At 28.5% G+C, this 26,729-nt stretch carries 20 protein-coding genes and 1 riboswitch; of the genes, 4 read left to right on the top strand and 16 right to left on the bottom strand.

Annotated elements, in window-relative coordinates; genetic code table 11:
* The first annotated feature begins 296 nt into the window (after positions 1 to 296).
* Positions 297 to 1,691, top strand: a complete 1,395-nt coding sequence (locus KGF46_RS04940; RefSeq protein ID WP_227828883.1) for a metallophosphoesterase — start codon at positions 297 to 299, stop codon at positions 1,689 to 1,691.
* A gap of 413 nt (positions 1,692 to 2,104) precedes the next feature.
* Here the strand turns inward: KGF46_RS04940 and KGF46_RS04935 are convergent, their stop codons facing one another.
* The 4 genes from KGF46_RS04935 to KGF46_RS04920 all read right to left on the bottom strand — a co-directional run bounded on the left by KGF46_RS04935 (position 2,105) and on the right by KGF46_RS04920 (position 7,690).
* Positions 2,105 to 4,027 carry a PTS fructose transporter subunit IIABC gene (locus KGF46_RS04935; protein WP_227861826.1) on the bottom strand — a complete coding sequence of 641 codons (1,923 nt, stop codon included), beginning with the start codon at positions 4,025 to 4,027 and terminating at the stop codon, positions 2,105 to 2,107.
* Positions 4,028 to 4,066: 39 nt separating this feature from the next.
* On the bottom strand, positions 4,067 to 4,984 hold the full coding sequence (gene pfkB / locus KGF46_RS04930; protein ID WP_227828885.1) for a 1-phosphofructokinase: 918 nt from the start codon (positions 4,982 to 4,984) through the stop codon (positions 4,067 to 4,069).
* A gap of 175 nt (positions 4,985 to 5,159) precedes the next feature.
* Positions 5,160 to 6,938 carry a BglG family transcription antiterminator gene (locus KGF46_RS04925; protein WP_227828886.1) on the bottom strand — a complete coding sequence of 593 codons (1,779 nt, stop codon included), beginning with the start codon at positions 6,936 to 6,938 and terminating at the stop codon, positions 5,160 to 5,162.
* 11 nt (positions 6,939 to 6,949) lie between these two features.
* On the bottom strand, positions 6,950 to 7,690 hold the full coding sequence (locus tag KGF46_RS04920; protein ID WP_227828887.1) for a tyrosine-protein phosphatase: 741 nt from the start codon (positions 7,688 to 7,690) through the stop codon (positions 6,950 to 6,952).
* Positions 7,691 to 7,980: 290 nt separating this feature from the next.
* Here KGF46_RS04920 and ytvI point away from each other — a divergent pair, with 290 nt between their 5' ends.
* A complete protein-coding gene (ytvI, locus tag KGF46_RS04915; RefSeq protein ID WP_227828888.1) occupies positions 7,981 to 9,042 on the top strand; it encodes a sporulation integral membrane protein YtvI in 1,062 nt (353 codons plus the stop codon).
* A 66-nt stretch (positions 9,043 to 9,108) separates the two neighbouring features.
* Here the strand turns inward: ytvI and KGF46_RS04910 are convergent, their stop codons facing one another.
* Positions 9,109 to 10,362, bottom strand: coding sequence for a flagellar protein FliS (locus tag KGF46_RS04910; RefSeq protein ID WP_227828889.1), 1,254 nt, complete (start codon positions 10,360 to 10,362; stop codon positions 9,109 to 9,111).
* Between the two features lie 107 nt (positions 10,363 to 10,469).
* Entirely contained in the window at positions 10,470 to 12,587 is a 2,118-nt protein-coding gene (locus tag KGF46_RS04905) for a DNA topoisomerase III (RefSeq protein WP_227828890.1), read from the bottom strand.
* Positions 12,588 to 13,011: 424 nt separating this feature from the next.
* Positions 13,012 to 13,100, top strand: a riboswitch (glycine riboswitch).
* A gap of 187 nt (positions 13,101 to 13,287) precedes the next feature.
* On the opposite strand from KGF46_RS04905, the gene KGF46_RS04900 reads away from it, so the two are divergent.
* Positions 13,288 to 14,655, top strand: a complete 1,368-nt coding sequence (locus tag KGF46_RS04900; protein ID WP_227828891.1) for an alanine/glycine:cation symporter family protein — start codon at positions 13,288 to 13,290, stop codon at positions 14,653 to 14,655.
* A 180-nt stretch (positions 14,656 to 14,835) separates the two neighbouring features.
* On the opposite strand, the gene KGF46_RS04895 is transcribed toward KGF46_RS04900, so the two are convergent.
* From KGF46_RS04895 to KGF46_RS04855, 9 genes are all read right to left on the bottom strand, one after another.
* A complete protein-coding gene (locus KGF46_RS04895) occupies positions 14,836 to 15,483 on the bottom strand; it encodes a class II aldolase/adducin family protein (RefSeq protein ID WP_227828892.1) in 648 nt (215 codons plus the stop codon).
* A 17-nt stretch (positions 15,484 to 15,500) separates the two neighbouring features.
* Positions 15,501 to 16,187 carry an L-ribulose-5-phosphate 4-epimerase gene (gene araD / locus KGF46_RS04890; RefSeq protein ID WP_227828893.1) on the bottom strand — a complete coding sequence of 229 codons (687 nt, stop codon included), beginning with the start codon at positions 16,185 to 16,187 and terminating at the stop codon, positions 15,501 to 15,503.
* Between the two features lie 68 nt (positions 16,188 to 16,255).
* Positions 16,256 to 17,173, bottom strand: a complete 918-nt coding sequence (locus tag KGF46_RS04885; RefSeq protein ID WP_227861825.1) for a transketolase family protein — start codon at positions 17,171 to 17,173, stop codon at positions 16,256 to 16,258.
* A gap of 2 nt (positions 17,174 to 17,175) precedes the next feature.
* A complete protein-coding gene (locus KGF46_RS04880; protein ID WP_227856255.1) occupies positions 17,176 to 17,991 on the bottom strand; it encodes a transketolase in 816 nt (271 codons plus the stop codon).
* A 20-nt stretch (positions 17,992 to 18,011) separates the two neighbouring features.
* The gene (locus KGF46_RS04875) at positions 18,012 to 19,070 is read right to left on the bottom strand and encodes a galactitol-1-phosphate 5-dehydrogenase (RefSeq protein WP_227828896.1); all 1,059 of its coding nucleotides are present in this window, start codon (positions 19,068 to 19,070) and stop codon (positions 18,012 to 18,014) included.
* Between the two features lie 351 nt (positions 19,071 to 19,421).
* The gene (locus KGF46_RS04870; protein WP_227828897.1) at positions 19,422 to 20,828 is read right to left on the bottom strand and encodes a PTS galactitol transporter subunit IIC; all 1,407 of its coding nucleotides are present in this window, start codon (positions 20,826 to 20,828) and stop codon (positions 19,422 to 19,424) included.
* Positions 20,829 to 21,029: 201 nt separating this feature from the next.
* Positions 21,030 to 21,332, bottom strand: a complete 303-nt coding sequence (locus tag KGF46_RS04865; RefSeq protein WP_227432742.1) for a PTS sugar transporter subunit IIB — start codon at positions 21,330 to 21,332, stop codon at positions 21,030 to 21,032.
* 119 nt (positions 21,333 to 21,451) lie between these two features.
* Positions 21,452 to 21,898 (bottom strand): PTS sugar transporter subunit IIA, encoded by a 447-nt coding sequence (locus tag KGF46_RS04860; RefSeq protein ID WP_227828898.1) that lies wholly within the window; start codon positions 21,896 to 21,898, stop codon positions 21,452 to 21,454.
* A gap of 31 nt (positions 21,899 to 21,929) precedes the next feature.
* Entirely contained in the window at positions 21,930 to 24,827 is a 2,898-nt protein-coding gene (locus KGF46_RS04855; RefSeq protein WP_227828899.1) for a sigma 54-interacting transcriptional regulator, read from the bottom strand.
* A 484-nt stretch (positions 24,828 to 25,311) separates the two neighbouring features.
* Here KGF46_RS04855 and KGF46_RS04850 point away from each other — a divergent pair, with 484 nt between their 5' ends.
* Positions 25,312 to 25,734, top strand: a complete 423-nt coding sequence (locus tag KGF46_RS04850; RefSeq protein WP_227828900.1) for a DUF3284 domain-containing protein — start codon at positions 25,312 to 25,314, stop codon at positions 25,732 to 25,734.
* A gap of 252 nt (positions 25,735 to 25,986) precedes the next feature.
* Here KGF46_RS04850 and KGF46_RS04845 read toward each other — a convergent pair whose 3' ends face one another.
* Positions 25,987 to 26,727, bottom strand: a complete 741-nt coding sequence (locus tag KGF46_RS04845) for an SIS domain-containing protein (protein WP_227861824.1) — start codon at positions 26,725 to 26,727, stop codon at positions 25,987 to 25,989.
* Positions 26,728 to 26,729: the final 2 nt, after the last annotated feature.

Raw genomic sequence — 26,729 nt, 5'->3', positions numbered from 1 at the left:
AGAGTTTATTTATTATAAATAATATAAAAAAATAAACACAAGACTATAGATTATTTGTTTATCATGTTCTCAAAGATGCTATAGTTAACCAATCTTATTATATAATTTAAAATTCTTTTGAGATTACTTTTAATTGATTTTTCTTTAAGGAGGTTTATTTTTCTCTCTATCAATTTATATGTCTATGAAATATATAGTTGATTTTTATATAGTAATATATTACCATTGATATTGTAGGAGGATTATGTAGTTAATGACACTAAAACAAATATTCAAAAAAATAAAATGGAGGTTTTATGAAAAACAAAATAATTATAGGCATTACTTGTTTATTTATATTGCTAATGTCTGGGTGTACTTCAAAACATACAACAGAAATAAATGTATTAGCCACTACCGATTTACATGGTAACATCCCTTATGAGTTAACTTCTTATGTAAGGAAACAAAGAGAAAAAGATAAAAATATAACTTTAGTAGATGCTGGAGACTTCTTTGACCGTGGAGTAGCTTTAGGTAGTAGTATGGATGATTATTCTAATGCTATGCTTAAAGATAACAACAACAAAACTGAAAGCTATATTGAAACTCCTATTTCAAAGGACATGAAAGAAGTCGGTTATGATGCTGTAGTTCTTGGTAATCATGAATTTATCTCCCTTAATAAATATCATTTAGATAATATGATATCTGATTTTGAAAAACAAAAAATAGATGTATTATCAGCTAATACTTATAAGAAAAATGGGGATAGCTATACAAAACCATACATAATAAAAAATATTGATACACCAGAAGGAAATGTAAAGCTAGGAATTCTTGGACTTACTATAAAAGAAGTTGGTGAAGGAAAACAGCTAAATGAAAATGGAGAACTTGTGGATTCTAAATCTTTAGAGCTAAAAGACCAAGAAGGTTATGATGGTGAACTATATATGAATGATTTAGTAGAAGATGCCAAAAAGTGGGTAAAAATCATGGAAAAAGAAAATCCAGATATAATAGTAGCTGTTGCACACACAGGTGAAAAGCCTAAAAAACCTAAAAATCCAGGTAATAGAATACAGGATTTAGCTCAACAAATTGATGGTATTGATGCGATAGTTGCAGGACATAATCATGTTCAAATTGAACAACACGATTATAAAAACACATCGGGAGAAAAGGTTATAGTTACTGAACCAGGAAAACATGGAGAATGTATTTCTAAAATTAACTTTAAGTTAGAAAAAAATAAAGATAAATGGAGTGTAGTTGACAAATCTAGTGAGTTAGTTAAATTTGAGAAAAATGAAGAAGATGAGAAATTCGGACAATTCGCTTCTTCACTTATGAAAGCTAGTGAAAACAACAATGAAATAAGACTAGCAAAGGTAATGCCTCCTGAATGGGATAAAATATTTATCTTTAAGTCTGGAACATCAGCAAACGATATATATAAAGCTGTAGGATATAAATGGAGAAATATATCTTCTCCAAAAGATAGAGATATGGTACAAATTGTTGTTATGAACAATAATAAGCCTGTTACTTATCTATATGGAGAATCAGAGCTTATGCCACTTAGTATAAAATGTGATGAATCAGAGTATAAAGACAATGTTGTGACTATTTATCCTAATAAAAATGATAAATTCAAAGTTATAAAAGGTGAAAGAAAATATGGTATTGATTTAGAGCATATAGAGTAGAACTAAATTAGCAAGACTCTAGTGACTAAGACTACTAAAATATATTATAAGTTATGTCAGCTAGCTGACATAACTTATAATATATTGTGAAAAATTAAAATGAGTGATTTGAAACAAATAAATGTAATTAAAAAATATAAATACACCAAATTATTTAAATTTACATATGAATAAAATTAAACAAAATATGTAATGTGTAGATAATTTAATAATAAAATTGAAACCATCAGAAAAATTTTAATCTTTGTTAATTATAATATTCTAAGTAATATATTTATTCTAAAAAAAGTGAGTAAACTCTGTATATCAGACTTAACTCACTTTTTTATATAAACCCTTATCTTAGGATAATTCAGTAATGTATTAAATTTTATAAAAAGTCATATTTTTATTTATTAAACAGATTTTAGTTATTATGCTCTTTGATTCAATGGTTTTTTAAGCAGTGCTAAAAGCATCATTCCAACTATAGCACCTACAATTATAGCTACTATATATCCAAGAGGATGAGTAACTACTGGTATAACAAATACGCCTCCATGAGGTGCACGAAGAGCTGCATTAAATAACATACTAAGTGCTCCTGCTACTGCTGAACCTCCAACACAAGCTGGTATAACATGAAGTGGGTCTCCAGCTGCAAAAGGTATTGCTCCCTCTGTTACAAATGATAACCCCATTACATAGTTAACTTTACCAGACTCTCTTTCTTCTTTTGTAAATCTATTTTTGAAAAATGTAGTTGCAAGAGCTATCGCAAGTGGTGGAACCATACCACCAGCCATTACTGCTGCCATTATTTCAAATTGCCCTGATTCAAGCGATGCTACACCAAATACATAAGCTGCTTTATTTACAGGTCCACCCATATCTACAGCCATCATTCCGCCTAACACTAATCCTAAAACTATTTTTGAAGTTCCACCTAAACTATTTAGGAATCCAACCATAGCATTATTAATTGCTGTAACTGGAGGTATTACTAGAAATGTCATTATAACACCCATCAAAAGAGTTCCAAATAAAGGATATAATAATACTGGTTTTATTCCTTCTAATGAAGTTGGTAATACGTTAAATATTTTCTTAAGTCCTTCTACTAAATATCCTGCTATAAATCCTGCAAGTAGTGCCCCTAGAAAACCTGAACCAACATCTCCTGCAAGAGCTCCTCCTACAAAACCTACAACAAATGCAGGTCTATCAGATATAGAATATGCTATATAACCTGCAAGTACAGGTAACATAAATCCAAATGCTTTATCCCCAATTCCCTTAAAAAATGCTGCTATTGGTGTATTTGAACCAAAATGTGAAGGGTCAATAGAGTAATCATCAAGTAAGAATGCTAAAGCTATAAGTATACCTCCACCAATAACAAATGGCAACATATTAGATACACCATTCATTAAATGCTTGTATACTTTTCTAAATCCACTTTCACTTTCTTCACCTGATTCGTTGTGACTTCCTTCTCCTACTCCATGATAAATTGGAGCATCTCCATTTACAGCTTTATCTATAAGTTCTTCCGCTTTGTGTATACCATCAGCAACCTTAGTTTTTATAACTTTTTTGCCATCAAATCTAGCCATTTCAACATTTTTATCTGCTGCTACTATTATACATGTAGCATTTTTTATCTCTTCTTTTGTAAGTCTATTCTTAACTCCTGCTGAGCCATTAGTTTCTACTTTTATAGAGATACCTTTACTTTCAGCCATTTTATTTAAACTTTCAGCTGCCATAAATGTATGTGCTATTCCTGTTGGACACGCTGTTACTGCTAAAACTTGAGGATATTTACTAATATTTTTATCTTTATTATTTACAGTATCTTCTTTACTAATTTCTTCATCCTGATATTCTTCACTGAATTTTTCTCTTTCTTTTTTATCTATTATTTCTTTGAATTCTCTTGCTGAATTTGAATTTATAAGTTTATTTCTAAAATCCTCATCCATAAGTATTGTAGATAATCTTGATAATACTTCAAGATGTGTATTATTAGCTCCATCTGGTGCAGCTATCATAAAAAATAAATTTGACAAACTTCCATCAAAAGATTCATAATCTATACCTTCCTTTGATACCGCAGCTGCTATACAAGCTTTGTCAACTGATGTAGTCTTAGCATGAGGAATAGCTACACCTTCTCCAATTCCTGTTGTACTCATCTCTTCACGGGCTAAAATTGCTTTCCTATAGTTTTCTTTATCATTTAAATTACCACTATTTGCAACTAAATCAACTAGTTCTTCTATTACTTCTGGTTTGTTTTTTGACTTTAAATTTAATTTAATTGATTTTTCATCTAATAAATCTATAATTTTCATAAGTTCTCATTTCCTCTCTATATATTTTTTGGGTTATTTTTAAAATCTTTTAACAGATATTTCGTTTACTAATTTATCAATACATTTTCTTTCAGCTAAATCATATGAAAAAGCAGTTGCACTCCCTGAGGCTGCACCTAATTTAAGAGCATAATCATATTCACCAGTACTTAGATATCCAGATATAAATCCTGCTACCATAGAGTCTCCTGCTCCTGCAGAATTTTTTACAGTTCCTTTAGGTACATCACTTATAAATACTTCATTATCTTCTGTAATCAATAATGCTCCATCTTTACCCATGGATACTAAAACATTTACAGCTCCCATTTTTTTTAACTTTTTAGCATACTTTACTATATCTTCATTTGAATTTAATTTGACATCAAACATTTCCTCTAGTTCATCATTATTAGGTTTAATTAGGAAAGGCTTATATTTTAAGACATTAAGAAGAAGATTTTTTGTTGCATCTACAACAATTTTTATATTCTTTTCTTCTAGCCTAGACATTATATTTTCATATAATTTTTCATCCAAAGTGGACGGTATACTACCTGCCAATATTAAAATATCATCTTGATTTAATTTATCAAGTTTTTTATATAATAGGTTGATATATTCATCACTTATATTGGGTCCTTGTCCATTAATTTCGGTTTCCTCTGACACTTTTATTTTTACATTTATTCTTGAAAAACCGTTTTTCAATTTTATAAAGTCTGTCTTTAATTTTTTTTCCTCCAATGTCTTTACTATATATTCACCAGTAAAATCACTTATAAAACCTAATGATGTATTGTCATGTCCAAGTTCTTTAAGTATACAAGATACATTTATACCTTTTCCTCCTGGATAAACGTATTCTTCATTTACACGATTTGTGCTTCCTGTATTTAATTCATCTAATTTAACTATATAATCTATTGATGGATTTAATGTTACTGTATAAATCATTTTGCCACCTCTTTTTATTTATTTATCTTATGTTTAATATCTTAACTCCATATTAATATTCCTGAAAGTCAAAAAATTTCTCTTAATTAAAAGAGAAATTTATCGTTTTCATCTTATTTAGTTTTATATTATCCAAATTTACATGTGTATATACAGCACCATGTTGTATATATCTCTATTTAAACATGTTTACAAATTTTTCGAAATTGCTATTTTCACATATGCTTATAACTTTTGCTATAGAATCCACTCTTTTGTATATGTTTGAAAATATAACTTCATAATCTAATATTTTATCTTTATCAAGTGCCAACATTATTATTAAGCGCACATCTGATATTTCCCAAGCAATTGGTTTTTTTAGTATTCCAATTGCTATTTTATTATCAAAAACCTTTCCAATAGCTCCATGTGGTATAGATACCATGTTGCCTATTTCTGTTGTTGCTATTTTTTCTCTCTCAAAGTAAGAGTTTTTCATATCATCATCTATATAACCTTTTTGTACAAGTTCACTTGCCATAAAATCTATAACTTCTTCTTTATATTTAAAATCTAAATCAGTAAAAAACAACTCACTATCAAATAAGTTTTTTATATCTAAATCCAAATATACATTGCCTGTTTCTATATATTTTTCAATTAATTTAATTTCCTTTTCACTCAACATTGGAGATATGTTTATTACTGGTATATCACCTATTTCAATAGGTACAGTAGATATTACAAAATCAACATCTATAACCTTTACATATTCAACTAGATATGAAGGAATAATTTTTAATATTTCTAGCTTTTCTCTAAATATATTATCTAATTTAGCTTTTATTAACATTGAGGTGCCTATACCTGATGTACAAACTATTATCGCTTTGAAAACCTTATCTTTATTATTATAGGATGCTCTCTCAATAGCACCTCCTATATGTAGAGCTATATTTGCAACTTCATCTTCGTTGATTTCTATTTTTAAATCTTGTTCTATTGTTTTTTTAGCTATATTAGCTAATTCAAACGCAAATGGATACTTTATTTTAATATCTTGTGCTATTATAGGTGATTGATTCATGCCTAACTTTATTTTCTTACACAAGCTACTGATATGCTTATATAGATATTCTTCAAATATATCATCATGACTTATATCTATTGATGTAGCTAGCTTTAAATTTTTACAAAACGTTCTTATTGAATTTATTATAATTTCTTTGTACTGTTCATTTTCTAATATTGAACTTCTCTTGTAGCTATAGGTTTCTACATATTCCTTTATAAATTCTTTTTCATCATACTTATGCCTGCTCAAAATAACTAATATATTATTTAATACATTCTTAAATTCTATATCAGTTAGTACTAATCCATTTTCATTTAATACATCTAATAGTATTTTTTTTATTATTAACTTTTTTTCTTTTATATCATCATTTAAAAAATCATTTAGACTGAGTTGATTGTCTCTCTTATTACTTAAATCAATTATACAATTTAATATCTTATCTTCATTTTCAGAAATACATATACCTTGTTTATGCTTAGATTTAACGGAAATTGAATACTTATCCAATATCCTCTTTACTTCTTTTAAATCATTTTTTACTGTTGAAACACTTACATACATAGAATCTGCTAAATCTTCAAGCCTTATAGTATTTTTTTCTTCATTGCTTAAAGTTAGTATTTTTCTGATTATATATTCTACCCTATCTACATCATCATAAAGGTTACTATTTAAATTCACTTCATCAAAGCTTCCCTCTAACTTATAACCAACACCTCTTATTGATAAAATTTTACCATTTTTAAGTTGTTTGTTAATATCCTTTATTTCATTTTGTATAGTCTTTGAAGAGCACCCTATTTCTTGGCTTAAGGCAAGTCCACTCATTGTATCTTTTGAATTTAACAGTATCTTTATTATATTTATCTGTCTAGCGGTTATATTTAAACTCATAAAATCACCTTTTACTCTAGATATTGATTTCTCAAATTTTTTATCTCTTCTTTATTTAAATTAAATTCTCCATATAGATACTCTTCTACACTATTGTATTCCTCATCAATTCTTCTAAAAGCTGTCTTCATATATTCTTCATTTACACCAAATATATAATTTAATCTTGCTTTTGGAATATGTTTAAATTTAGGTTTATATTCTATAAACCTTTCTATTTCCTTGTCTGCAAACTCATTGCTTTTTAGATAATCTTTCATTATATTTTCTCTTGATACACCCAAAATCATAAGAATTATAGCACTTCCTACACCAGTTCTATCCTTACCAGCTGTACAATGATTTAGTATTGGCAAATTAGAGTAATCTTTTATAAGTTCTACTAGTTTTTTATATGAAGGGTTATTTACAGGTAGATTATAATAGCTATTATTTAGCATATTAAACGCACCATCTTTTTCAAATAAGCCATCAATCATATCTTCTATAGAACCAAAACGACCTCCTGATTCTTCTAATTCTCTCATTGCGGGAATTCTTATATTTTTTATATTTGATATTATTGTTGATGGATGTTTACGAGCCTCTTCATCACTTCTATAATCAAATACGTATTTGATATTTAATTCTTTTAAAACCTTTATATCGTTCTTACTCAAATTTGATAATTTTGCAGACCTATAAAATAAACCATACTTTACAGTTCTACCATCCTCTGTTTTATTTCCACCTAAATCTCTAAAGTTTTTCATCTTACCACCTCTTAAAAATTATCTATCATATGATAAGTTATCTACTATATTTAGCTCAAACATTATAAATTAATTTTATCACAATTTTATGCTATTTATTTAAAATATTTTTTCCTATCTGCTTATTAATTGTAAAATACAAAAGTATATCTTTATACAAAATTAACCTAAATTTTACATAATTTATTTACTACATAGAAGCTTTATAGTTTATAATCAATATACAGTAGTATTTTATATAAATAAGACATATTTTAGAGTACTATTAAATACATTGGAGGTTTTATATTATGGACATTCAAAAACAAAAGAGCTTTATAATTAAATTTACATATGTAGTTTTAATAGCAAGTATTATATATGTTGTGTTAAAATTCTTATTTCCATTATTGATGCCTTTTGTGATTAGTTTTATCATTGCCTTTATTTTAAGACCTATTATAAAACTTATTACAGATAATACAAACTTAAATCGTACATTTATTTCTGCGGTAGTACTTTTAGCCTTTTACGGATTAGGAATCTTTTTATTAATTAGTTTTGGTGCAAAAATATTTGCAAGTATAAGCGACATATTTTTTAGACTTCCTGACATATATAAATCAGGTATACAGCCAACACTAAATACTTTATTTTCTAAGATAGATGCTAGTACACCTAATGTTAATCTAGCATTGATACTTGGTTGGGATAATATCAGTCAATCTATGATGTCTTTAGTTGCCTCTATTTCAACAAATGCACTTAATGCTATTGCAAGTGTTGCAAGTAAAACCCCTGCATTTATGTTGAAACTTATTATAACTTTAATTGCTTCTTTTTTCTTTACATTTGACTATCAAAAAATAGTAAACTTTATTTTAAGACAGTTTCCAGAAAAGAGTCAGTCGATGATAATCAATATAAAAAATAGTAGTATCAATGCTATTTTAAAATTGCTAAAAGCATATGCCATACTACTATCAGTAACATTTGTAGAACTTCTTATTGGTCTTAATATCCTACAAGTTGAAAATGCATTTACTATATCTGTCATCGTTGCGCTTGTTGATATTTTACCAGTATTAGGTACAGGAAGTATCTTAACTCCTTGGATGATTATTTCATTAATCAATGGTAATATACATTTGGCAATAGGACTTTTAATACTATACATAATCATAACTGTTGTTAGACAAATATTGGAGCCAAAAGTAGTAGGACAACAAATTGGTCTGTATCCTTTAATAACCCTAATGTGTATGTTTGTTGGTGCTCAACTATTCGGAATAGCTGGATTATTTGGATTTCCTATCGCAGCTACAATCATTAAAAACCTACATGATAATGAGATTATTACTGCATTTAAATAACTTAAAATCAATATTTTTATTTAAACTTAAAATAGTGAGATATGTATTACACATCTCACTATTTTTCTACTTTGCACATATAGTATCAATCATTTCTTTATATTCATTTTCATTATTTAAAAAATCAATATTTTTAAATTTTTTTCGCATCTTCTCTTTAATTTCCAATGAATAAGATATCGTATATGGAAGAAATCTCTCTATTTTTTTTATATATTCTATAGAAAAAAATTCAGCATTATAAGCTATAGAAAACAAAATCAACATTAAACAATCATTTTTTATCATATCTGTTATAGCTTCATTTCTACTGTTAATTTTAAAGTTATCTATTAATTCAATAGTAAAGTTTATTAACTTATTTGCAATTTCATCCAATAACCCCTCTTTTGACATCTCTGTCATAATAGTTTTATGATTATACTTTAAGTCTTCTTTTATATCCTGTAAATCATCAGATATTTGTAATAAAAATCCATAACCAATACAAAACTTTATCTCTTCCTTTGTCATAAGCCCATTTATTAAATATCCATCTACTAAAACAGATGAACCTCCCTTTTCAGCAGAAATGGATAATATTTCATCTTTATGCAAATAAGTCTCTTTATCCTGCTGTTTTAAACTCTTTACTTGGCTTCTAAATATTAATAACAGTGACTCATATATTTCTTTGAAATCTTCTCTAGGATAAACCTCTTCAATATAATCTATCATCTGAGATACTTTACTTTCATGACAGTTATTAGGTTTAATTTGTTCTCCTAAGAGTCTTTTTTCTAACCAACTATTGAATAAAGTTTTATCTATTTCATTTGTCTTTGTATTATCTAAATAATTGTCTGTATATGGATATAACATACTATATGCAAAACTTGCTTTTGAATAATAAACATCTTTTCCAAATAATAATTGTAGCGCATTTGAAATCCATACATTCCTCATGGCCTGCATAATATCCTCTATAGGTAAATCATCATCAAATCCTCTAGCATCTCTGATAAATTGTTTTGTTATTTCTAAGAATTTTTTTCTATCTTCTACATTCATTTTCTCTAATTTAAAAATATTCTCTTTTTCTAGTGTTTTTTGCAAAAAAGCTTCACCTTTTTTTATCCACATTTTTCTTAAAACAACATCACTTGGATACTTTTCTAAATGAACTGATACTTTATCTATCAATTTATCTAATTCGTTTTCACACTTTTTTTGTGACTCTTCACTATATGTTTCTATTTCTTTACATAATTCAATACTTGAATTATTCCATATATCTTTACATTCGTCACAATAGTATTTAAACATATAATTTAATCTCATTTGACATCCCTACTTTCATGTCTAAACTATACCCTATATTATATCAGTACATATAACTAATATATAGTTAAAGTTGTGATTGTGTATAATATTACCATGAAAACTATTTATTTTTTCAACTTAGCTAAGGCTTCTGCAAATGGATTATTAAATACTTCTTGATTTTTATTTTGATTTTTTATATATTGATTAACATCTTTCTTTGATGCTTTCTTTTTTTCTTCTTGTTTTCTTTTATTAAAAGAGGATAATTTTTCTCTATACCCACAGCTACAAGTAAAAATTCTTCCTTCACCTTCACCACGAAGCTCTAATTTTTTATGGCAATTAGGACATCTTGAATTAGTTGTTTGTGATATAGTTTTTCTAGTATTACACTCTCTATCTTCACAAATTAACATTTTACCTTTCTTACCATTTACCTCTAGCATAAATTTTCCACATTCTGGACATCTATTTTTAGTTAAATTATCATGTTTAAATTTGCTATCACTGCTTTTTACTTCTAATACAATAGCTTTTGAATAATCTTTCATATCATTTATAAATGTATTTTTATTAAGCTTACCTTTTGAAATATCTAATAATTTCTTTTCCCATGATGATGTAAGTTCTGGTGTCTTTAAGTCCACAGGAACTAAATCTAACAGTTGTTTTCCTTTTGATGTTATATATATATCTTTATTTTTCTTTTCCATCAAAAATGAATTGAATAATTTTTCTATTATATCTGCTCTAGTAGCAACTGTACCAAGTCCACTTTTCTCCATAGATGTTAAAAGTGTGGCCTCATTTAAGTATGGTGGTGGATTTGTCTTTCCTGAAGTCATCTTTAAACTTTTAACTTTAAGAATATCTTTTTCCAACACATTTGGAATGCTTTCATACTCATCTTCATCATCCATATCTTTATAGCTTTCTTTCCAGCCTAGATTTATTACTTTATTGCCCTTAGTTTTAAATGTCTCACCCTCTATAGTTGCATTTATAGTTGTCTGTTCATATTCAAAAGGAGGACCTAATACTGCCAAAAACCTTTTTACAACAAGATTATATATTTTTCTTTCTTTATCTGTAAAATCACTCATAAACACTTTTTGCTCTGTTGGTATTATAGCATGATGGTCTGTTACTTTTGAATTATCAACAAAAGACTTATTAGCTATAATATTACTTTTCAATAATTTATTACAAACCTTTGAGTAATCACTAACATTTACAGCTTTTATTCTATCTTTTAATGTTCCAACAATATCCGAAGTTAGATACCTAGAATCAGTTCTAGGATAAGTAAGTACCTTATGATGTTCATATAGTTTTTGCATTATAGATAATGTTTCTTTTGCTGAAAATCCAAACATTTTATTTGCATCTCTTTGTAATTCTGTTAAATCATAAAGTGCAGGTGAATATTTTTTCTTATATGATTTATTTACTTCAGATATTTTAATATCTAAATCTTTTACTTTTTTTGAGACACTTTCTATCTTTTCTTTACTAAAAGTTGAGGAACTATTGTTTTTATCATTCCAAATAAACTTTATATCTGAATTGCCCTTTGTTGCAATTATCTCCAATCCATAATACTCTTTAGGCTTAAAATTTCTTATTTCTTCTTCTCTTTTAAGTATCATAGCAAGAGTAGGAGTCTGCACTCTTCCACAAGAAAGTTGTGCGTTATACTTTGTTGTTAAAGCTCTAGTTGCATTTATTCCAATAATCCAATCGGCTTCTGCTCGTGCTATTGCTGAATAGTACAAATTTTCATATTCTTTGCCACTTTTTAATTTTGCAAAACCTTCTTTTATTGCTTTATCTGTACTTGAAGAAATCCAAAGACGTTTTAAAGGTTTTTTTACTTGAGACTTCTCTATTATCCATCTTGCTACAAGTTCTCCTTCTCTCCCTGCATCTGTTGCTATAACTATTTCATCTATATCATTTCTGTTCATTTGAGCCTTCACTGTATTAAACTGCTTTCCACTTTTTTTTATTACAACAGTCTTTAGATACTTAGGAAGTATTGGTAAGTCTTCTAAACTCCATGATTTGTATCTTTCTCCATAACTTTCAGGGTCAGCAAGTGTAACCAAATGACCTAGTGCCCAAGTAACAACATACTTTGGCCCCTCTATATATCCATTTTTTTCATTTTTCGAACCCAAAACTTTTGCTATATCTCTTCCCACAGAAGGTTTCTCTGCTAGTACTAATATTTTTCCCATTTTAAAATACTTCCTTTCTCTTCATTCAATCTTACATTATACTTAAAAGTTAAATAAATGGCTTTCTTAATATTGTAACTATAATATTACCATAATTAAAACACTTCTAATTAATTATTTAATATTTTCTTGTTTTTTTATTCTAAACTTATATTTCACTTAATTTATACAGCTTCTATTTTGTTTGTTTTCACGTATATTCTTTTCATTTATAAGTTTATAATTCGTAATTAGACTTATATTTTTATATTTTTTCCTTGTTTTTAAATTTTTTAGTTGACAAAACACAAAAACTTATATTACTATTATTAATACAATAAGCTATGACAAATCAATATCCGGTTAAGATTTTATAGAAGAGTTGCCATATGGCACACCGAAGGAGTAACACTCTCAGGTACTTTTTAAAGTAGGACTGTAAAATTTACGGAACTCTGGAGAGACCCATTATGGGCGCCGAAGGGGCAAGGCATTTGTGCTCAATCTCTCAGGCAAAAGGACAGGGATTATCTACCAAAACTAGTATTATTAATACTTTTATTTTGGTTGCTAATTAGTGTATATCCAGAGCTGAATCTATTTTAGATTTAGCTTTTTTTATTACACTAGAAATTATTAATAAATTATACTAATTTCCTGTCAATTACTTCATTAAAAATTCTATTGATTGTGTAAAGCAAAAAAATGAGGGAGTGTTTTTATGAATCTAATTGATATTTTAAACAAAGTTGATGCTTTTATTTGGGGACCGCCCCTATTGGTACTACTAGTTGGTACTGGTATATTACTTACTGTTAAACTTGGAGTTGTACAAATAACAAAACTTCCACGTGCCCTTAAGTTAATATTCGCTGCTGAAAATAAAGGTAGTGGTGATGTTTCAAGTTTTGCAGCTTTATGTACTGCATTGGCTGCTACAGTTGGTACTGGTAATATTGTTGGTGTTGCCACAGCTATTAAAGCTGGTGGACCTGGTGCACTTTTTTGGATGTGGATAGCTGCATTCTTTGGGATGGCTACTAAATACTCAGAAGGTGTCCTTGCAATAAAATACAGAACTAAAGATAAAAATGGTCAAGTATCTGGTGGACCTATGTACTACATAGTAAATGGTATGGGTGAAAAATGGAGACCTCTTGCAATATTCTTTGCTATAAGTGGTATATTAGTTGCACTTTTAGGTATAGGTACTTTTACTCAAGTAAATTCAATAACAGACGCTATCAATAGTAGCTTTGGAGTAGACCCTAGAATTACAGGTGTTGTACTAGCAGTATTTGTAGCTTTAGTTGTATTTGGAGGTCTTAAAAGTATATCTAATGTCGCTACTAAGATAGTACCTTTTATGGCAGTTATCTACATTGTAATCTGTGGAATCATTTTAATATCTTATTGGAATAAAATACCTGAAACTTTTGTATTAATAATTAAAAGTGCATTTACACCTACTGCTGCAACTGGTGGTTTTCTAGGTGCAACTATGTCACTAGCAATTAGAAATGGTATCGCTCGTGGTGTATTTTCAAATGAATCTGGTTTAGGTAGTGCTCCAATAGCAGCGGCTGCAGCTAAAACTGAGTGGCCAGCAGAGCAAGGGCTTATATCTATGACAGGAACTTTTATAGATACTATTATAATCTGTACACTTACTGGATTCTCTCTTGTAATATCAGGTGTTTGGTGTTCAGACTTAAATGGTGCTGTTATGACTCAAGCAGCTTTTGATGGCGCTATTCCTACATTTGGACCAATATTACTTACAGTTAGCTTAACATTATTTGCGTTCACTACAATTTTGGGCTGGAGTTATTATGGAGAAAGATGTTTTGAATTCCTATTTGGTGTAAAAGGTATGAATGGATATAGAACTGTATTTGTAGCTATGGTATTATTAGGTGCATTCTTAAAATTAGAAGTAGTTTGGGTAATTGCTGATATTGTAAATGGACTTATGGCGATACCTAACTTGATAGCTTTACTTGCACTATCACCTATAATAGTATCTGAGACTAAAAAATACTTTGAACATATAAATTCACCAGAAAATCAAATAAAAAGAAATGCATAAATAGAAATGTGTAAATAGAAAATATAGAGCCCCAAACCAATACAAGAATTGATTTAGGGTTCTATATTCTTTTTGTTTTAAATGAATATATCAAATTAAATATATTTCTTAAGAAATACTACACTATATAAAGAAGCCAATATCTATTTTAATTCATCTCTTTAATTCAAATCATCCTAATTAAAATTTTATTTCCTCTGGATATTTCCATTCTGCAAATTCATCAATATCTACTGCCTTAGGTTCTTTAAATTGATTTAATACTAAAGACCTATAGTATATTTCTGCTACTTCTTCTACATATCTCGATTTTAACAAAGCATCTTCAAGGTCATTACTTACAGTTGTCAATCCATGTCTTTCTAATAAACATGCATCCGTATCTAATAATAACTTTGAAACACTTTTGGCTAGTTCTAAAGTCCCTGGTCTTTCATATGGAGCAATGTCTACATAACCACCATAATTAACTGACTCATATACAATTGGTATAATTGGTTTATTTGCCACTGAAAATGCTGTTGCATATAGAGAATGTGTATGTGATACGGCATTTACATTTGCTCTCACTTTGTATATTTCAATATGCATTAGCACCTCACTACTGGGTTTAATACCTTTCTCAGCTTCTATTACATTCCCATCCAGGTCTAATACACAAATGTGTTCTGTTTTCAATTCTTCTCTTCCTATACCTGAAGGTGTTATAAGTATATATCCAGTATCCTTATCTCTAATGCTAAAATTACCAGCTTTTTCTTTACACAAACCATAATTCTCTGCTTTAATTGCTACTTCCACAATTTTAACTTTTAAAGATTCTAGCATAATTTACCTCCAGACAGTTATTTTTGGCCATAGTATGCATCTTTACCATGTTTTCTTGAAAAATGCTTGTTCATAAGTACTCTATCCATAGTATTCTCTGGACTCATTAATTCTGTATAATATGCCATCTTTGCAACTTCTTCTAAAACCACTGCATTATGAACAGCCTCTTTTGCATTTTTACCCCAAGTAAAAGGGCCATGGTCATTTACAATTACTCCTGGGCAGTGTATTGGATTTTTTCCCATAAATTCTTCAACAATTACATTACCAGTTTCTCTTTCATATTCACTGCTTATTTCTTCTCGAGTCATTTTTCTAGTACATGGTATACTTCCATAAAAATAGTCTGCATGAGTAGTCCCACATGCTGGTATAGATTTACCTATTTGAGCCCAAGTTGTAGCCCAACTTGAATGTGTATGTACTATCCCTCCTAATTCCTCAAACTCTTTATATAAAACTAGATGAGTTGGAGTATCAGAAGAAGGTCTTAATTTACCATCTACTATATTCCCATCTAAATCAACTACTACCATATCTTCTACAGTCATCTTATCATACTCAACACCACTTGGTTTTATTACTACTAGACCCTTTTCTCTATCTATTCCACTTACATTTCCCCATGTATAAGTAATTAATCCTCTTTCAGGTAATTCCAAATTTGCTTTTAATACTTCTTCTTTTAGAGTCTCTAACATTCTGATTCCTCCCATATTTTATTGATAAAATTTATGTTTAGTTTACTTTTATTATTGATTATATTTACTTAAAATGATTTTACAGTATTAACTATGTTTTCTACAGTCAATCCATAATAATTTAATAGAGATTCTGGATTTCCTGATTGACCAAATTCATCATTTACACCTATTCTCTTTACTACAACAGGATATTTTTCACTTAACACTTCTGTAACTGCAGAACCCAATCCACCTATTACACTATGTTCCTCTACAGTTACTACCTTTCCAGTATTTTTAGCTACTTCTACTATCAGTTCACTATCAATTGGTTTTATAGTTGATATATTAACTACTATAGCTTCAATTCCCTCTTCACTTAATAATTCAGCAGATTTAATAGCTTTTGAAACCATTATTCCAGTTGCAATTATAGCTACATCTGAACCTTGTCTAAGAATCTCACCCTTTCCAATTTTGAAATTATAATCATCATTATGTATATCTTCAGTAGTTGCTCTTCCAAGTCTTATATATACAGGTCCATTATAATCAATAGATGCAAATAGTGCTTGTCTTGCTTCTAAAGCATCTGCTGGATTTAATACAACCATATTTGGTATACCTCTCATTAAAGATATATCTTCTATAGCTTGATGACTTCCTCCATCTTCTCCTACTGTTACTCCTGCATGAGTCGCTGCTATTTTAACATTTAAGTTTGGATATGCTACAGAGTTTCTTATTTGCTCATAGCCTCTTCCTGCTGCAAATATTGCAAAAGTACTTGCAAAAGGTATCTTTCCACAAGTAGCAAGACCTGCTGCTGTACCAATCATGTCACCTTCTGCTATCCCCATATCAAAAAATCTATCTGGGGCAACTTCTTTAAATGATATACTTTTTGTAGCTTTTCCTAAGTCTGCATCCAATACTACTATATCTTTATTTTCTGCAAGTTCTTTTAACACTTGTCCGTAAGCTTCTCTAGTTGCTATTCCCATTCCTATAGACCTCCTTCTAAATCTTTCAGTGCTTGTTCTGCTTGTTCTGCATTTGGAGCTGTTCCATGCCATGCAGCATTGTTTTCCATAAATGAAACACCTTTACCTTTTACAGTCTTAGCTATTATTACTGTTGGTTTTCCTGTAACTTTTTTAGCTTCATCTATTGCATTTCCTATTTCATCAAAACAATGTCCATTTATTACTATTACATTCCATCCAAAAGATTTAAATTTGTCATCTACTGGACTAACATTCATTACTTCTTCATTAGAGCCATCTATTTGCAATCCATTTAAGTCAACAAATGCAATTAAGTTATCTAATTTATAATGTGATGCTGTCATTGTAGCTTCCCATATTTGTCCTTCTTGAATCTCGCCATCTCCTAAAATAGTGTATACTGTATAGTCTTTATTATCTAATTTACCAGCTAGTGCCATACCATTTGCAGCAGATAAACCTTGTCCAAGAGAACCAGTAGACATATCTACTCCTGCTACTTTTTTCATGTCTGGATGCCCTTGCAACTTAGAACCAAATTTTCTTAAACTCATTAAATCATTTTTTTCAAAATAACCTCTTTCTGCCAAAGTTGCATATAATGCTGGTGCAGAATGACCTTTTGATAATACAAATCTATCTCTATTTTCATCATTAAATTTTATAGGGTCTATATTCAATTTTTCAAAATACAATACAGTTAAGATATCTACTATTGACAGTGAACCTCCTGGGTGTCCAGACTTCGCTTCTGCTATACTTTTTATAATACTTATTCTTATGTTTTTAGCTATTTGTTTTAATTTTTCATTCATCTTTTATACCTCTTAAATTTTTATATTTCTACTAGGATTTTATTGAAATTTATTTCTCTGTTTGCCATTTTACGCAAAAATTCTCCTACTTCATTAAGACCTATTTTATGTGAAATCATTGGTGTAAAAATAATATCTCCTTTTCCCATAAAATCTAATGTTGCTGTCCATGCTCTTCCAGGATAAGGGCTTGTATATGAATTCCAAGAACCTTTCAAAGTAAGCTCTCCACGTAATATACTCTCAGCAGCTTTTGCACTAAGTGGTAATTCTGTGTGCGAAATTCCTACAAATACTATAGTTCCTCTTTTTTTTGCTATAAGTAGAGATTGCTCTTGAGTAAACCTACTGCCAGCAGTCTCTATGACAACATCAGCGCCACCATTAGTTATTTTTTTTATTTCTTCAATTGCATTTACTTCTTTTGAATTTACTATATAGTTTGCTCCTAAACCTTTAGAAAGTTCTAGCTTTTCATTAAAAATATCAACAGCTATAATTTTAGATGCTCCAAAAACCTTTGCCCATTGTAAAGCAAACTGACCTATTGGACCACACCCTAGTACAACTACACTATCTCCTACCTTAATATCTGCTTTTGCAATCCCGTGATATGCTATAGTTGCTGGTTCAATCCCAGCAGCAGTTTCATAATCTAAGGTATTTGGTAATTTTAAAATATGCTCTTCAGGAACTTTCACATACTCCGCTAAAGCTCCATTTACTCTTGTCCCAATTATATTGTAGTCATTACATAATCCAAAATTCCCTTCTTTACAATAACCACATTCTCCACAAGGAACTAATGGAGCAACAGCTACTCTATCACCTACTTTAATGTTCTTTACTTTTGACCCTATTTTAGCAACTTCGCCAGAAAACTCATGACCTAAAATTAATGGATATGCTGTACCTCCACTCAATCCACTAACCATAGACCTAGGTAAATCCGAGCCACATATTCCAACATATTTAACATTTACAAGTACTTCTCCATCTGTTATTTCTGGTATATCAACCATTTCATATCTAACATCACCTATATCGTATAGTACTGATGCTCTCATCTTATTTGCCATATAAACCTCTCCCTTCATGCTATACACTTATATATAGCAATATTTATGCCATACAAAAAACAAATAATTCATCTCTGCAAATACCTTATATACAAAGCATTTTGACAATATATAATACATTTTATAAAATCAAATTACATTATTGTATAAATGTAAAAAAGTATGTTTTAAATAACAAAATAAAATCCATAAAATTGATAGTTGAGTGCAATAAAACAGAATCCTAATATTTATCAAAATAAAAAGAAATCTACATTTCATTTATAGCTTTTCAGATAATCTCTGACACTTCTATAAAATCAACTATAGATTTCTTAATTTATTGTATTATTATATTTTAATAAACTTAAACTATGCTACTACAGGTTCTTCTGCTACATTTTTAAGTGCTTGTTTTTCTAAATATTCAAGTATACTTGTTTTATTCTTTCTAAATAATGCCCATAGGATAAAGTAAATTACAACTGCTAATCCTATATAAAGTGGATTTGCACTTAAGAATGCAAAGAACACTAACCCCATTAAAGGTTTTCCTAGTATATTGAAACTTGTTATAAGCATAGCTCCAGCTGGTATAGCAACACCTACACTTGTAGCCATATCTGTAAATAATGGAGCTGTAGATGTACATATATATAATCCTAATCCAAACCATATTATACCTGAAACTATTACTTTTGGTATATTACCATTATGTACTGCAACTAAACCTTGTACCATATATGGAATTGCAAGTAAGTCTACAACTGGTAATACTTGATTACCTGGAAGTATCATAGCTACTACAAGCATTATTGGAATTAAGATAAGACCTGATATTAAAGTTGCAGGTTCACCATATCCCACAGCATCATTTACTGCTATATACCACTCGCGATTTCCAGCTTTTTGCATAATCTTTCTAGCTGCTTCTGTTATAGGTGCAAATGCTTGAGCAAACATACTTGCTACTTTTGGGAATATTGCCATAACAGCACTTGTAGATATACCAACTTTCATTATTTCTCCCCAAGCTTCCATAGTAGTTATTCTAGTCATATTACCTAGTATACCAATAAACATACCCAAGAAAAGACCTAGAGTAATCGGCTCACCTAAAAATCCTAGTTTCTTTTCTAATTCTTTAGGGTTTAACTTTATTTTATTTAGTCCAAGTTTGTTATATATAGGGTCTGCAAATACTGCAAAGACAGAAGCTTCAACATTGTGCATAGCTATTATTGTACAATTAGGATATCTATAATAACTAGACCATCTCTTTGCAACTAATTCTGATATTAATAAACTGTATAAGTTTAACAAGACCATACATCCTATACCTAAAGGGAAATTGCCTGTCACTCCTATTACCATTGCTCCCCAGACCATATAAGAATAATTATTCCATAAATCTGATGGTTGGAATACATCTGTCCACTTTACTAAAAATAAAATAGTTTGCAATAATATTCCAAGACCTAAGTATATCATACCTGCACTTGTTGAAAATGCAACTAATGATGTAGCTTGCCAACCAACATCAAACACAGGTAAATTTACTCCTGTACTATCTACCATTCTATTAATTACTGGTGTTATTATTGGTGTAAATGAATTTAATATTAATGTAAAACCTTGCAAAGCAACACCTGCATATACAGCTGAAAGAAACGATTTCTTAGTAGTTACTTTAAATATTTTTGCTATTATGAATATTATAATTGGAACTATAATTGCAGAACCAAATGTATCGATTATAGATTTCATAAATGTTAACATCTTTTATCCTCCTATTTCTAAACATTTATCAAATTAATTAAATACGTCTAAATAAATATCTTTTCGTTGTCATTTTTTATTCTAATAAATTCTTAAATGATGTCACTTTAATTAAATTTATTTTGATAGTAGTTATTTGAATAGTAGTCTATTATAGTATCTAAATTATTGATTTAAATACTATAATTTATACTCTAAACACTATTTATTTAAACTATCAATAACCTTTAAAACTTCTTCAAAGAATGCATCTTCTCCTATACCAGTAAGACAAGCAAATGCATTTATAGTTGGTATTCCATAATCACCTGATTGAAGTGGGCTTGTAAATGTTATAAAATCAAATCTTCCTGATTGTGCCAAATTTAATGCTTCTGTTGGTCTAGCCTCTGTAGTTGTAATAGATATTCCTTTATCTCCTAAGACTTCTTTTAATTTACCTGCCACCATTGATGATGTAACTGTTCCTGAACCACATACTGATAATACATTAAATTGTTTCATAATAATTTCCTCCTAATATTATATTTAAGTTTTTATTTTATATAAATTAAATTGCTCAGAAGTTAATACTGGTTTTAAGTTTTTAATGTTCTATTATTTACCTCTAAAACATCTTGTCATTATATTTCTATAAAATTTAACAATTCAGCTACTTCTTCTTTTGTTGATGCATTTTTTATGTCTCTTAATAGCTTTATATTCTGAAAAACTGACATTAAATCTTTTAATAATTTTACTTGAGAGTCTGGATTCTTTACTGCTAGTAAAAATACAAGCTCTACATCTAAATTATCTGTTGGGTCTATCATTGAATTAAATTTTACTGGATTTTTCAATATTCCTACAGCTACATTAGATTCATTTACGTGTTGTGAGTCTGTATGTGGAATCGCAACACACATTTCTCCAATATTAAGACCTGTAGGTAATGTTTTTTCTCTTTCCAAAACTGCATTTATATATGTATTTTTTACATATTTTTTTTGATACATTTTATTTCCTAATTCTCTGATAATACTTTCATAATCATTAGCTTCTAAGCCTAATGATATTAAATCTACATTCATTACTCTAACTCCTCTCAAATTGTTGCTATATCTATATATTTTTAAATTTATCAAATATAATCTTCTTAAAACCTTCTTTATCAAAACACTGTTTAGCACTATTCATAAACTTTTCATCTTTTAAAATTTCAAGAACATTCTTAACAATATCTTTATCATTAGTCTTAAAAACTGGCATAAATACAAAATTCACATTACCAACACCCCAGTCAATAGGGTTTTTTAATTTAATAAAAACAAATCTTGTACTATTTACCGTAGAAGAATCTCCATGAGGTACACCTGTAGCCCCTTTAGAATATGTTGGAAGCATTTCTTCTCTATGAAGAACTGAATCCAAATAATCTTTTTCCACATATCCCTTATTGATAAGAATTGAACATACATATTCTAGTAAATCCTTTTTAAAATATATATCAGGCTCAAATATTACTAAATCATCATCAAGCATTCTTCCATATCCTTTAATTTGACTATCATCTTGTTTTTTTGAAAGATATATATCTAGGTTTTTAAAAACATCTTTATTGTATGGAATAAAATTTATACCCGGTATTTTGGGATTTATTGTTCCAACAATGGCTAATATATTGTTTTTTTCTCTTAATTTTTCAATTTTATAGGAAATATTCTCATCCAAAGCACTCATTTGATAACATTTAGTATTGTTGTACTTTTCTTCTAATGTTTTACTTATGTACTTAGCGGTTCCCTCTCCAGTAAGACATAAAGTCACAATTGCATTGGATTTATCTATGTGTTTTTCCAGTTCATAGTTATATCCCATCCTATCTTTTACAAGAGAAAAAAACATTTCATCGAGTTCTTCATCTCCCATAGAAACTTTTCTAGTTGCTTCTAATGCCATTAAAAGATCTACTCTATCAATAGTTTTAGTATTTATGTTAGTTCTCTTATTTACTATTTGTCCTATATTTGTAAGTGACCCAATATCAACTAGAAATAATATTCCTTTTCCTTGGTCAATTATTTTTGACAACTCCACTGCCTTGTTATATATATTCATTGGTTTTTCATCTAAAGGCATATCTATAGCCACAGGAAATTTTACTCCCAAAAGCTCTTTAACAACATTTACAGTTTCTGTAGCTATACGACCATGAGAGATTATTATTAATCCAACTTTATCTTTTTTTACCTCATTCTTTAGGGCTGATTTTATATAAAGTGTTATAAATCCAATTTCATCTTCTGGAATCTTAATTTCATTTATATCTTCAATTTTAATTGCAAAGTTTTTTGCTATTTCATATTCTTTTGAAAAATCTATTTTTATTTTTTCTAAGTTTACATTTATTATCTTTTGATTTAGTTTAATCCTTTTTATTGCTTCTTCTAAATGTATTGCTAGATATTTAAATGCATTTTTATTTACTTCTAAATTAGTATTTTTTTCAATTATATTATTCATTAGCTCTTTTACCAGTTTTACTAGACTATCACTTACAAAGCTATTTAAATCACTCATTGAGAAGATTTCTTCATCGTTTTCTAGATTAAACTTTATGTCAGCAAATCTATTTAAAACAAAAGTCCACAAAATATTTTCTATGTCAATATCTTCAATGTCTAAAGACTTTAAATCATAATATTTCTTTTCAATTGTTTTATATATATCCTCTGGTAATATGTACTCATCACTCACAACATTTTCTTTTATTGAAGATTCCTCTAAATTAAATGGTATAAATATAGCATTTTTTAAATACTTTCTTATTTCTGTGTATTCAACCTCTTGAAAAGCAGCATCTTTGAAAGAATCCTTAAGTTTTAAAACTTCATTTATATCTACTACTACTATTGATTCACAATCTTCATCTTTAGAATTTATAAACTTCATAAAAGCTCTTGCACAAAGAACTTGAATCATATTTTGTAATTGTCCTATATTTCCACTAAACTTTTTTAATGCAAGTATTTCAATCACATTTTTATCTACAAATATTTTTGCATTTATTCTGTTACACTCTTGTTGAAAGATATTGTATATAAGGTCTATTTTTTCTTTTAACAGTCTATCATGTAATGATGGTAATGTTATTAGCATTGGTATTCTTCTTCTAAATGTCAATAATAAATTAGTCTCTACGTTTTCAGTAGTTGCTCCAATCAGTATCATGCTTACTTTTCTTTCAGCATTAGTTTCACCTAATCTTCTAAATTTGCCTCTATCTAAAATAGAAAATAGTATTTCTTGACCTTTTGGAGGTAATCTATGAATTTCATCTAAAAATAAAACTCCTCCATCAGCTTCTTCTACAAGACCTGGTGTATCATATTCAGCCCCTGTAAATGCGCCTTTTTTATATCCAAATAATAAAGATAACAATAATTGTGGATTATCACTGTAATCAGCACAGTTAAATACAACAAAATTAGAATTTTCTTTTATTACCTTCTTTTTCTTTGCAAACTCATACATATGTTTAGAAAATAAACTCTTACCAACTCCACTTTCTCCTACAATTAAAGTGGGAAGACCTTTTGGAGGATACAATATAGCAGACTTTGCTTGTTCTACAGCATTTCTAAGACTTCCCTTATTTCCAATCAAAGTTTCAAACGGGTCGCTTGATTTTTCTTCAATTACCTCTACTATTTCCATTTCTATACTTTCCTTAGGTAATATTTCCTCTACAACTCTTCTTGATATATTGAATCCTTCTGTCATCAACTCTCTGGTAATTTCTGAAATAGAAATATCCTTACTGTTTTGCAATATTGCTGAAATCGCTGACTTTAAATAGGGATATCTTCTTTGTCTCGAATTACTTATATTGAGTTCTTTCCTTAGATTAGTTATATTTTCTCTAGTTGTATTTAAAAACTTTGCTATTTGAACATCTGTTAGTGGGTCTTTTTTATTTTCTGTATTTATAATGTTTACAAGTTTATCTCTCAACTCCATGCTTGATAACTCCTTTCTTGATAAATATATAAGCAACTATCGTGCCATACTTATTTTAATACTTTTTTTCTTTGCAACACTTGTACATGACTACGTTTTCATAAACATTCATACATTTTGATAAACATTTACTTTTTGTACATTTAGTAATTTACTAAATGTATTAACTGTTTTTGATTGATAATATTATAATTCATAATATAGATTATCATATAAATTAGTTATAAAATTAGGATTGAAAAGTTTATTTAATTAGATATAATATTATATATCTACTCAACAAAAAAATTTATAATCCTTTATGCTTTTAACACTTTCTGTTTTTAAATTTTAATTCGATATAGTAGTATTTTATTAAACGCTCATATACACAGTAATTTAATCATATCTCTAACTTAGATATGACTTTATATGACATATTATACTATTTTATTTATAAAAATAATTTACAAGTATTAAAATTACACACAGAGAGGAAAATAATATGAAAACATTTAAATCTGAAGCTTTATTGAAATACTCTGCAAAAGATATATTTAATATATTTATAAAATCTGCAAGACTAAATTTCCCTAATTTTAATGAGAAAAGGGCAGTAGGTACATTTGTACAACAAAAAAATAATAAAAGATTTAAGGTTGAAATAACTAATTTTGAGAAGAATAGAATATATGAGATAAAAACAAGCAATAACAGAGAAAGTTTTGTTACTCGATATGAACTTATACACATTGATTTAGAAAATACAAAACTTATTTTCACTGAAAGTGAAAGTGATAGAAATATATTTGGAAAAATTAATTCAGTTATTGTAAGAATCTTATTTGGAAAAAGACAACCAGATGAGTTTAATAATTTTATAAAAAACTTAGAGCTAGAACTAGCAAATAAAAAGATTAATTCATAAATGTAAATTAGATACTAATATACTTAAAAACAATTAAATATATTTATTATAGAAATTAAATAATTTAATATTTTATACTATAAAATAAATAAGGAATGCTTTTAATTAATAAAAAAGAGGTTCTTACTTATCTTCATTCGATGTATTACCAAATAATAAAAGCTGTAGATTTTACCTACAGCTTTTAATCGATGCTACTTATTTATATAATTATTAAGACATTTTTGACCTTATTAAAATACTTTCTTCACCTTAATACTCATAGTGAATTACATCTTTATATTCATCAAAAATCTTCTTATTTAACTCATCTCCACCATCTATATTTGCACTATAAAAAATTGGTGGATTCTTTAACCCTCTATTAACTAACTCTTGAGTAACTTGAGCTATAATAGAATTCATCACAGTAGTTGCAATTACAGTAGAAGTTGGACTAACTCTTTGATTTAGACCATCTATTTCTACACAGGCATCTCCTTTTTGACCATGATTATCTATTACTAAATCACACACCTCATAAAGATTTTTTCCTGAAGAATGTCTTGAAGATACACTCTTTGAGTAGCTTAAATTAGTTATACATATTAATGTTGCCATCTTTTCTTTAGCTTCCATAGCAAATTCTATACTTACTGGATTTCTACCAGATACTGAGTGAATTATAACTATATCTCCTTCTTTAATTGGAGTCTTATCAGCTAGAGCCACACCATATCCTTCTAGTCTTTCCATCTTGCTAGTGTGAGTTATAGGAGCTGTGTCTAACATTAGAGACTTTGCAAACACTGGATTTATAAGAACACAGCCACCTGCTCTATAAAATAATTCTTCTGTTAGTATTCCTGCATGTGAAGCCCCAAACGAAAATATAGCACTTTTGTTTTTTATTGCCTCAACAAGTATTTGTACTGCGTTTTCCATATTGGATTTTTCTTCAGTTTCTATTATATCAATTAATCTTTTTATCTCATTTATGTATTTAAATTCCATGT

The sequence above is a fragment of the Clostridioides sp. ZZV14-6153 genome (assembly GCF_020657855.1).
Classification (GTDB): Bacteria; Bacillota; Clostridia; order Peptostreptococcales; family Peptostreptococcaceae; genus Clostridioides.
This window is presented reverse-complemented; position numbering and strand designations above follow the sequence as displayed.

What these genes read in the sequence shown, in the direction of transcription:
- KGF46_RS04940 (WP_227828883.1), top strand. Translation starts at nt 297, where the DNA reads ATGAAAAACAAAATAATTATAGGCATTACTTGTTTATTTATATTGCTA.
- KGF46_RS04935 (WP_227861826.1), bottom strand. Translation starts at nt 4,027, where the DNA reads ATGAAAATTATAGATTTATTAGATGAAAAATCAATTAAATTAAATTTA.
- pfkB (WP_227828885.1), bottom strand. Translation starts at nt 4,984, where the DNA reads ATGATTTATACAGTAACATTAAATCCATCAATAGATTATATAGTTAAA.
- KGF46_RS04925 (WP_227828886.1), bottom strand. Translation starts at nt 6,938, where the DNA reads ATGAGTTTAAATATAACCGCTAGACAGATAAATATAATAAAGATACTG.
- KGF46_RS04920 (WP_227828887.1), bottom strand. Translation starts at nt 7,690, where the DNA reads ATGAAAAACTTTAGAGATTTAGGTGGAAATAAAACAGAGGATGGTAGA.
- ytvI (WP_227828888.1), top strand. Translation starts at nt 7,981, where the DNA reads ATGGACATTCAAAAACAAAAGAGCTTTATAATTAAATTTACATATGTA.
- KGF46_RS04910 (WP_227828889.1), bottom strand. Translation starts at nt 10,362, where the DNA reads ATGAGATTAAATTATATGTTTAAATACTATTGTGACGAATGTAAAGAT.
- KGF46_RS04905 (WP_227828890.1), bottom strand. Translation starts at nt 12,587, where the DNA reads ATGGGAAAAATATTAGTACTAGCAGAGAAACCTTCTGTGGGAAGAGAT.
- KGF46_RS04900 (WP_227828891.1), top strand. Translation starts at nt 13,288, where the DNA reads ATGAATCTAATTGATATTTTAAACAAAGTTGATGCTTTTATTTGGGGA.
- KGF46_RS04895 (WP_227828892.1), bottom strand. Translation starts at nt 15,483, where the DNA reads ATGCTAGAATCTTTAAAAGTTAAAATTGTGGAAGTAGCAATTAAAGCA.
- araD (WP_227828893.1), bottom strand. Translation starts at nt 16,187, where the DNA reads ATGTTAGAGACTCTAAAAGAAGAAGTATTAAAAGCAAATTTGGAATTA.
- KGF46_RS04885 (WP_227861825.1), bottom strand. Translation starts at nt 17,173, where the DNA reads ATGGGAATAGCAACTAGAGAAGCTTACGGACAAGTGTTAAAAGAACTT.
- KGF46_RS04880 (WP_227856255.1), bottom strand. Translation starts at nt 17,991, where the DNA reads ATGAATGAAAAATTAAAACAAATAGCTAAAAACATAAGAATAAGTATT.
- KGF46_RS04875 (WP_227828896.1), bottom strand. Translation starts at nt 19,070, where the DNA reads ATGGCAAATAAGATGAGAGCATCAGTACTATACGATATAGGTGATGTT.
- KGF46_RS04870 (WP_227828897.1), bottom strand. Translation starts at nt 20,828, where the DNA reads ATGTTAACATTTATGAAATCTATAATCGATACATTTGGTTCTGCAATT.
- KGF46_RS04865 (WP_227432742.1), bottom strand. Translation starts at nt 21,332, where the DNA reads ATGAAACAATTTAATGTATTATCAGTATGTGGTTCAGGAACAGTTACA.
- KGF46_RS04860 (WP_227828898.1), bottom strand. Translation starts at nt 21,898, where the DNA reads ATGAATGTAGATTTAATATCATTAGGCTTAGAAGCTAATGATTATGAA.
- KGF46_RS04855 (WP_227828899.1), bottom strand. Translation starts at nt 24,827, where the DNA reads ATGGAGTTGAGAGATAAACTTGTAAACATTATAAATACAGAAAATAAA.
- KGF46_RS04850 (WP_227828900.1), top strand. Translation starts at nt 25,312, where the DNA reads ATGAAAACATTTAAATCTGAAGCTTTATTGAAATACTCTGCAAAAGAT.
- KGF46_RS04845 (WP_227861824.1), bottom strand. Translation starts at nt 26,727, where the DNA reads ATGGAATTTAAATACATAAATGAGATAAAAAGATTAATTGATATAATA.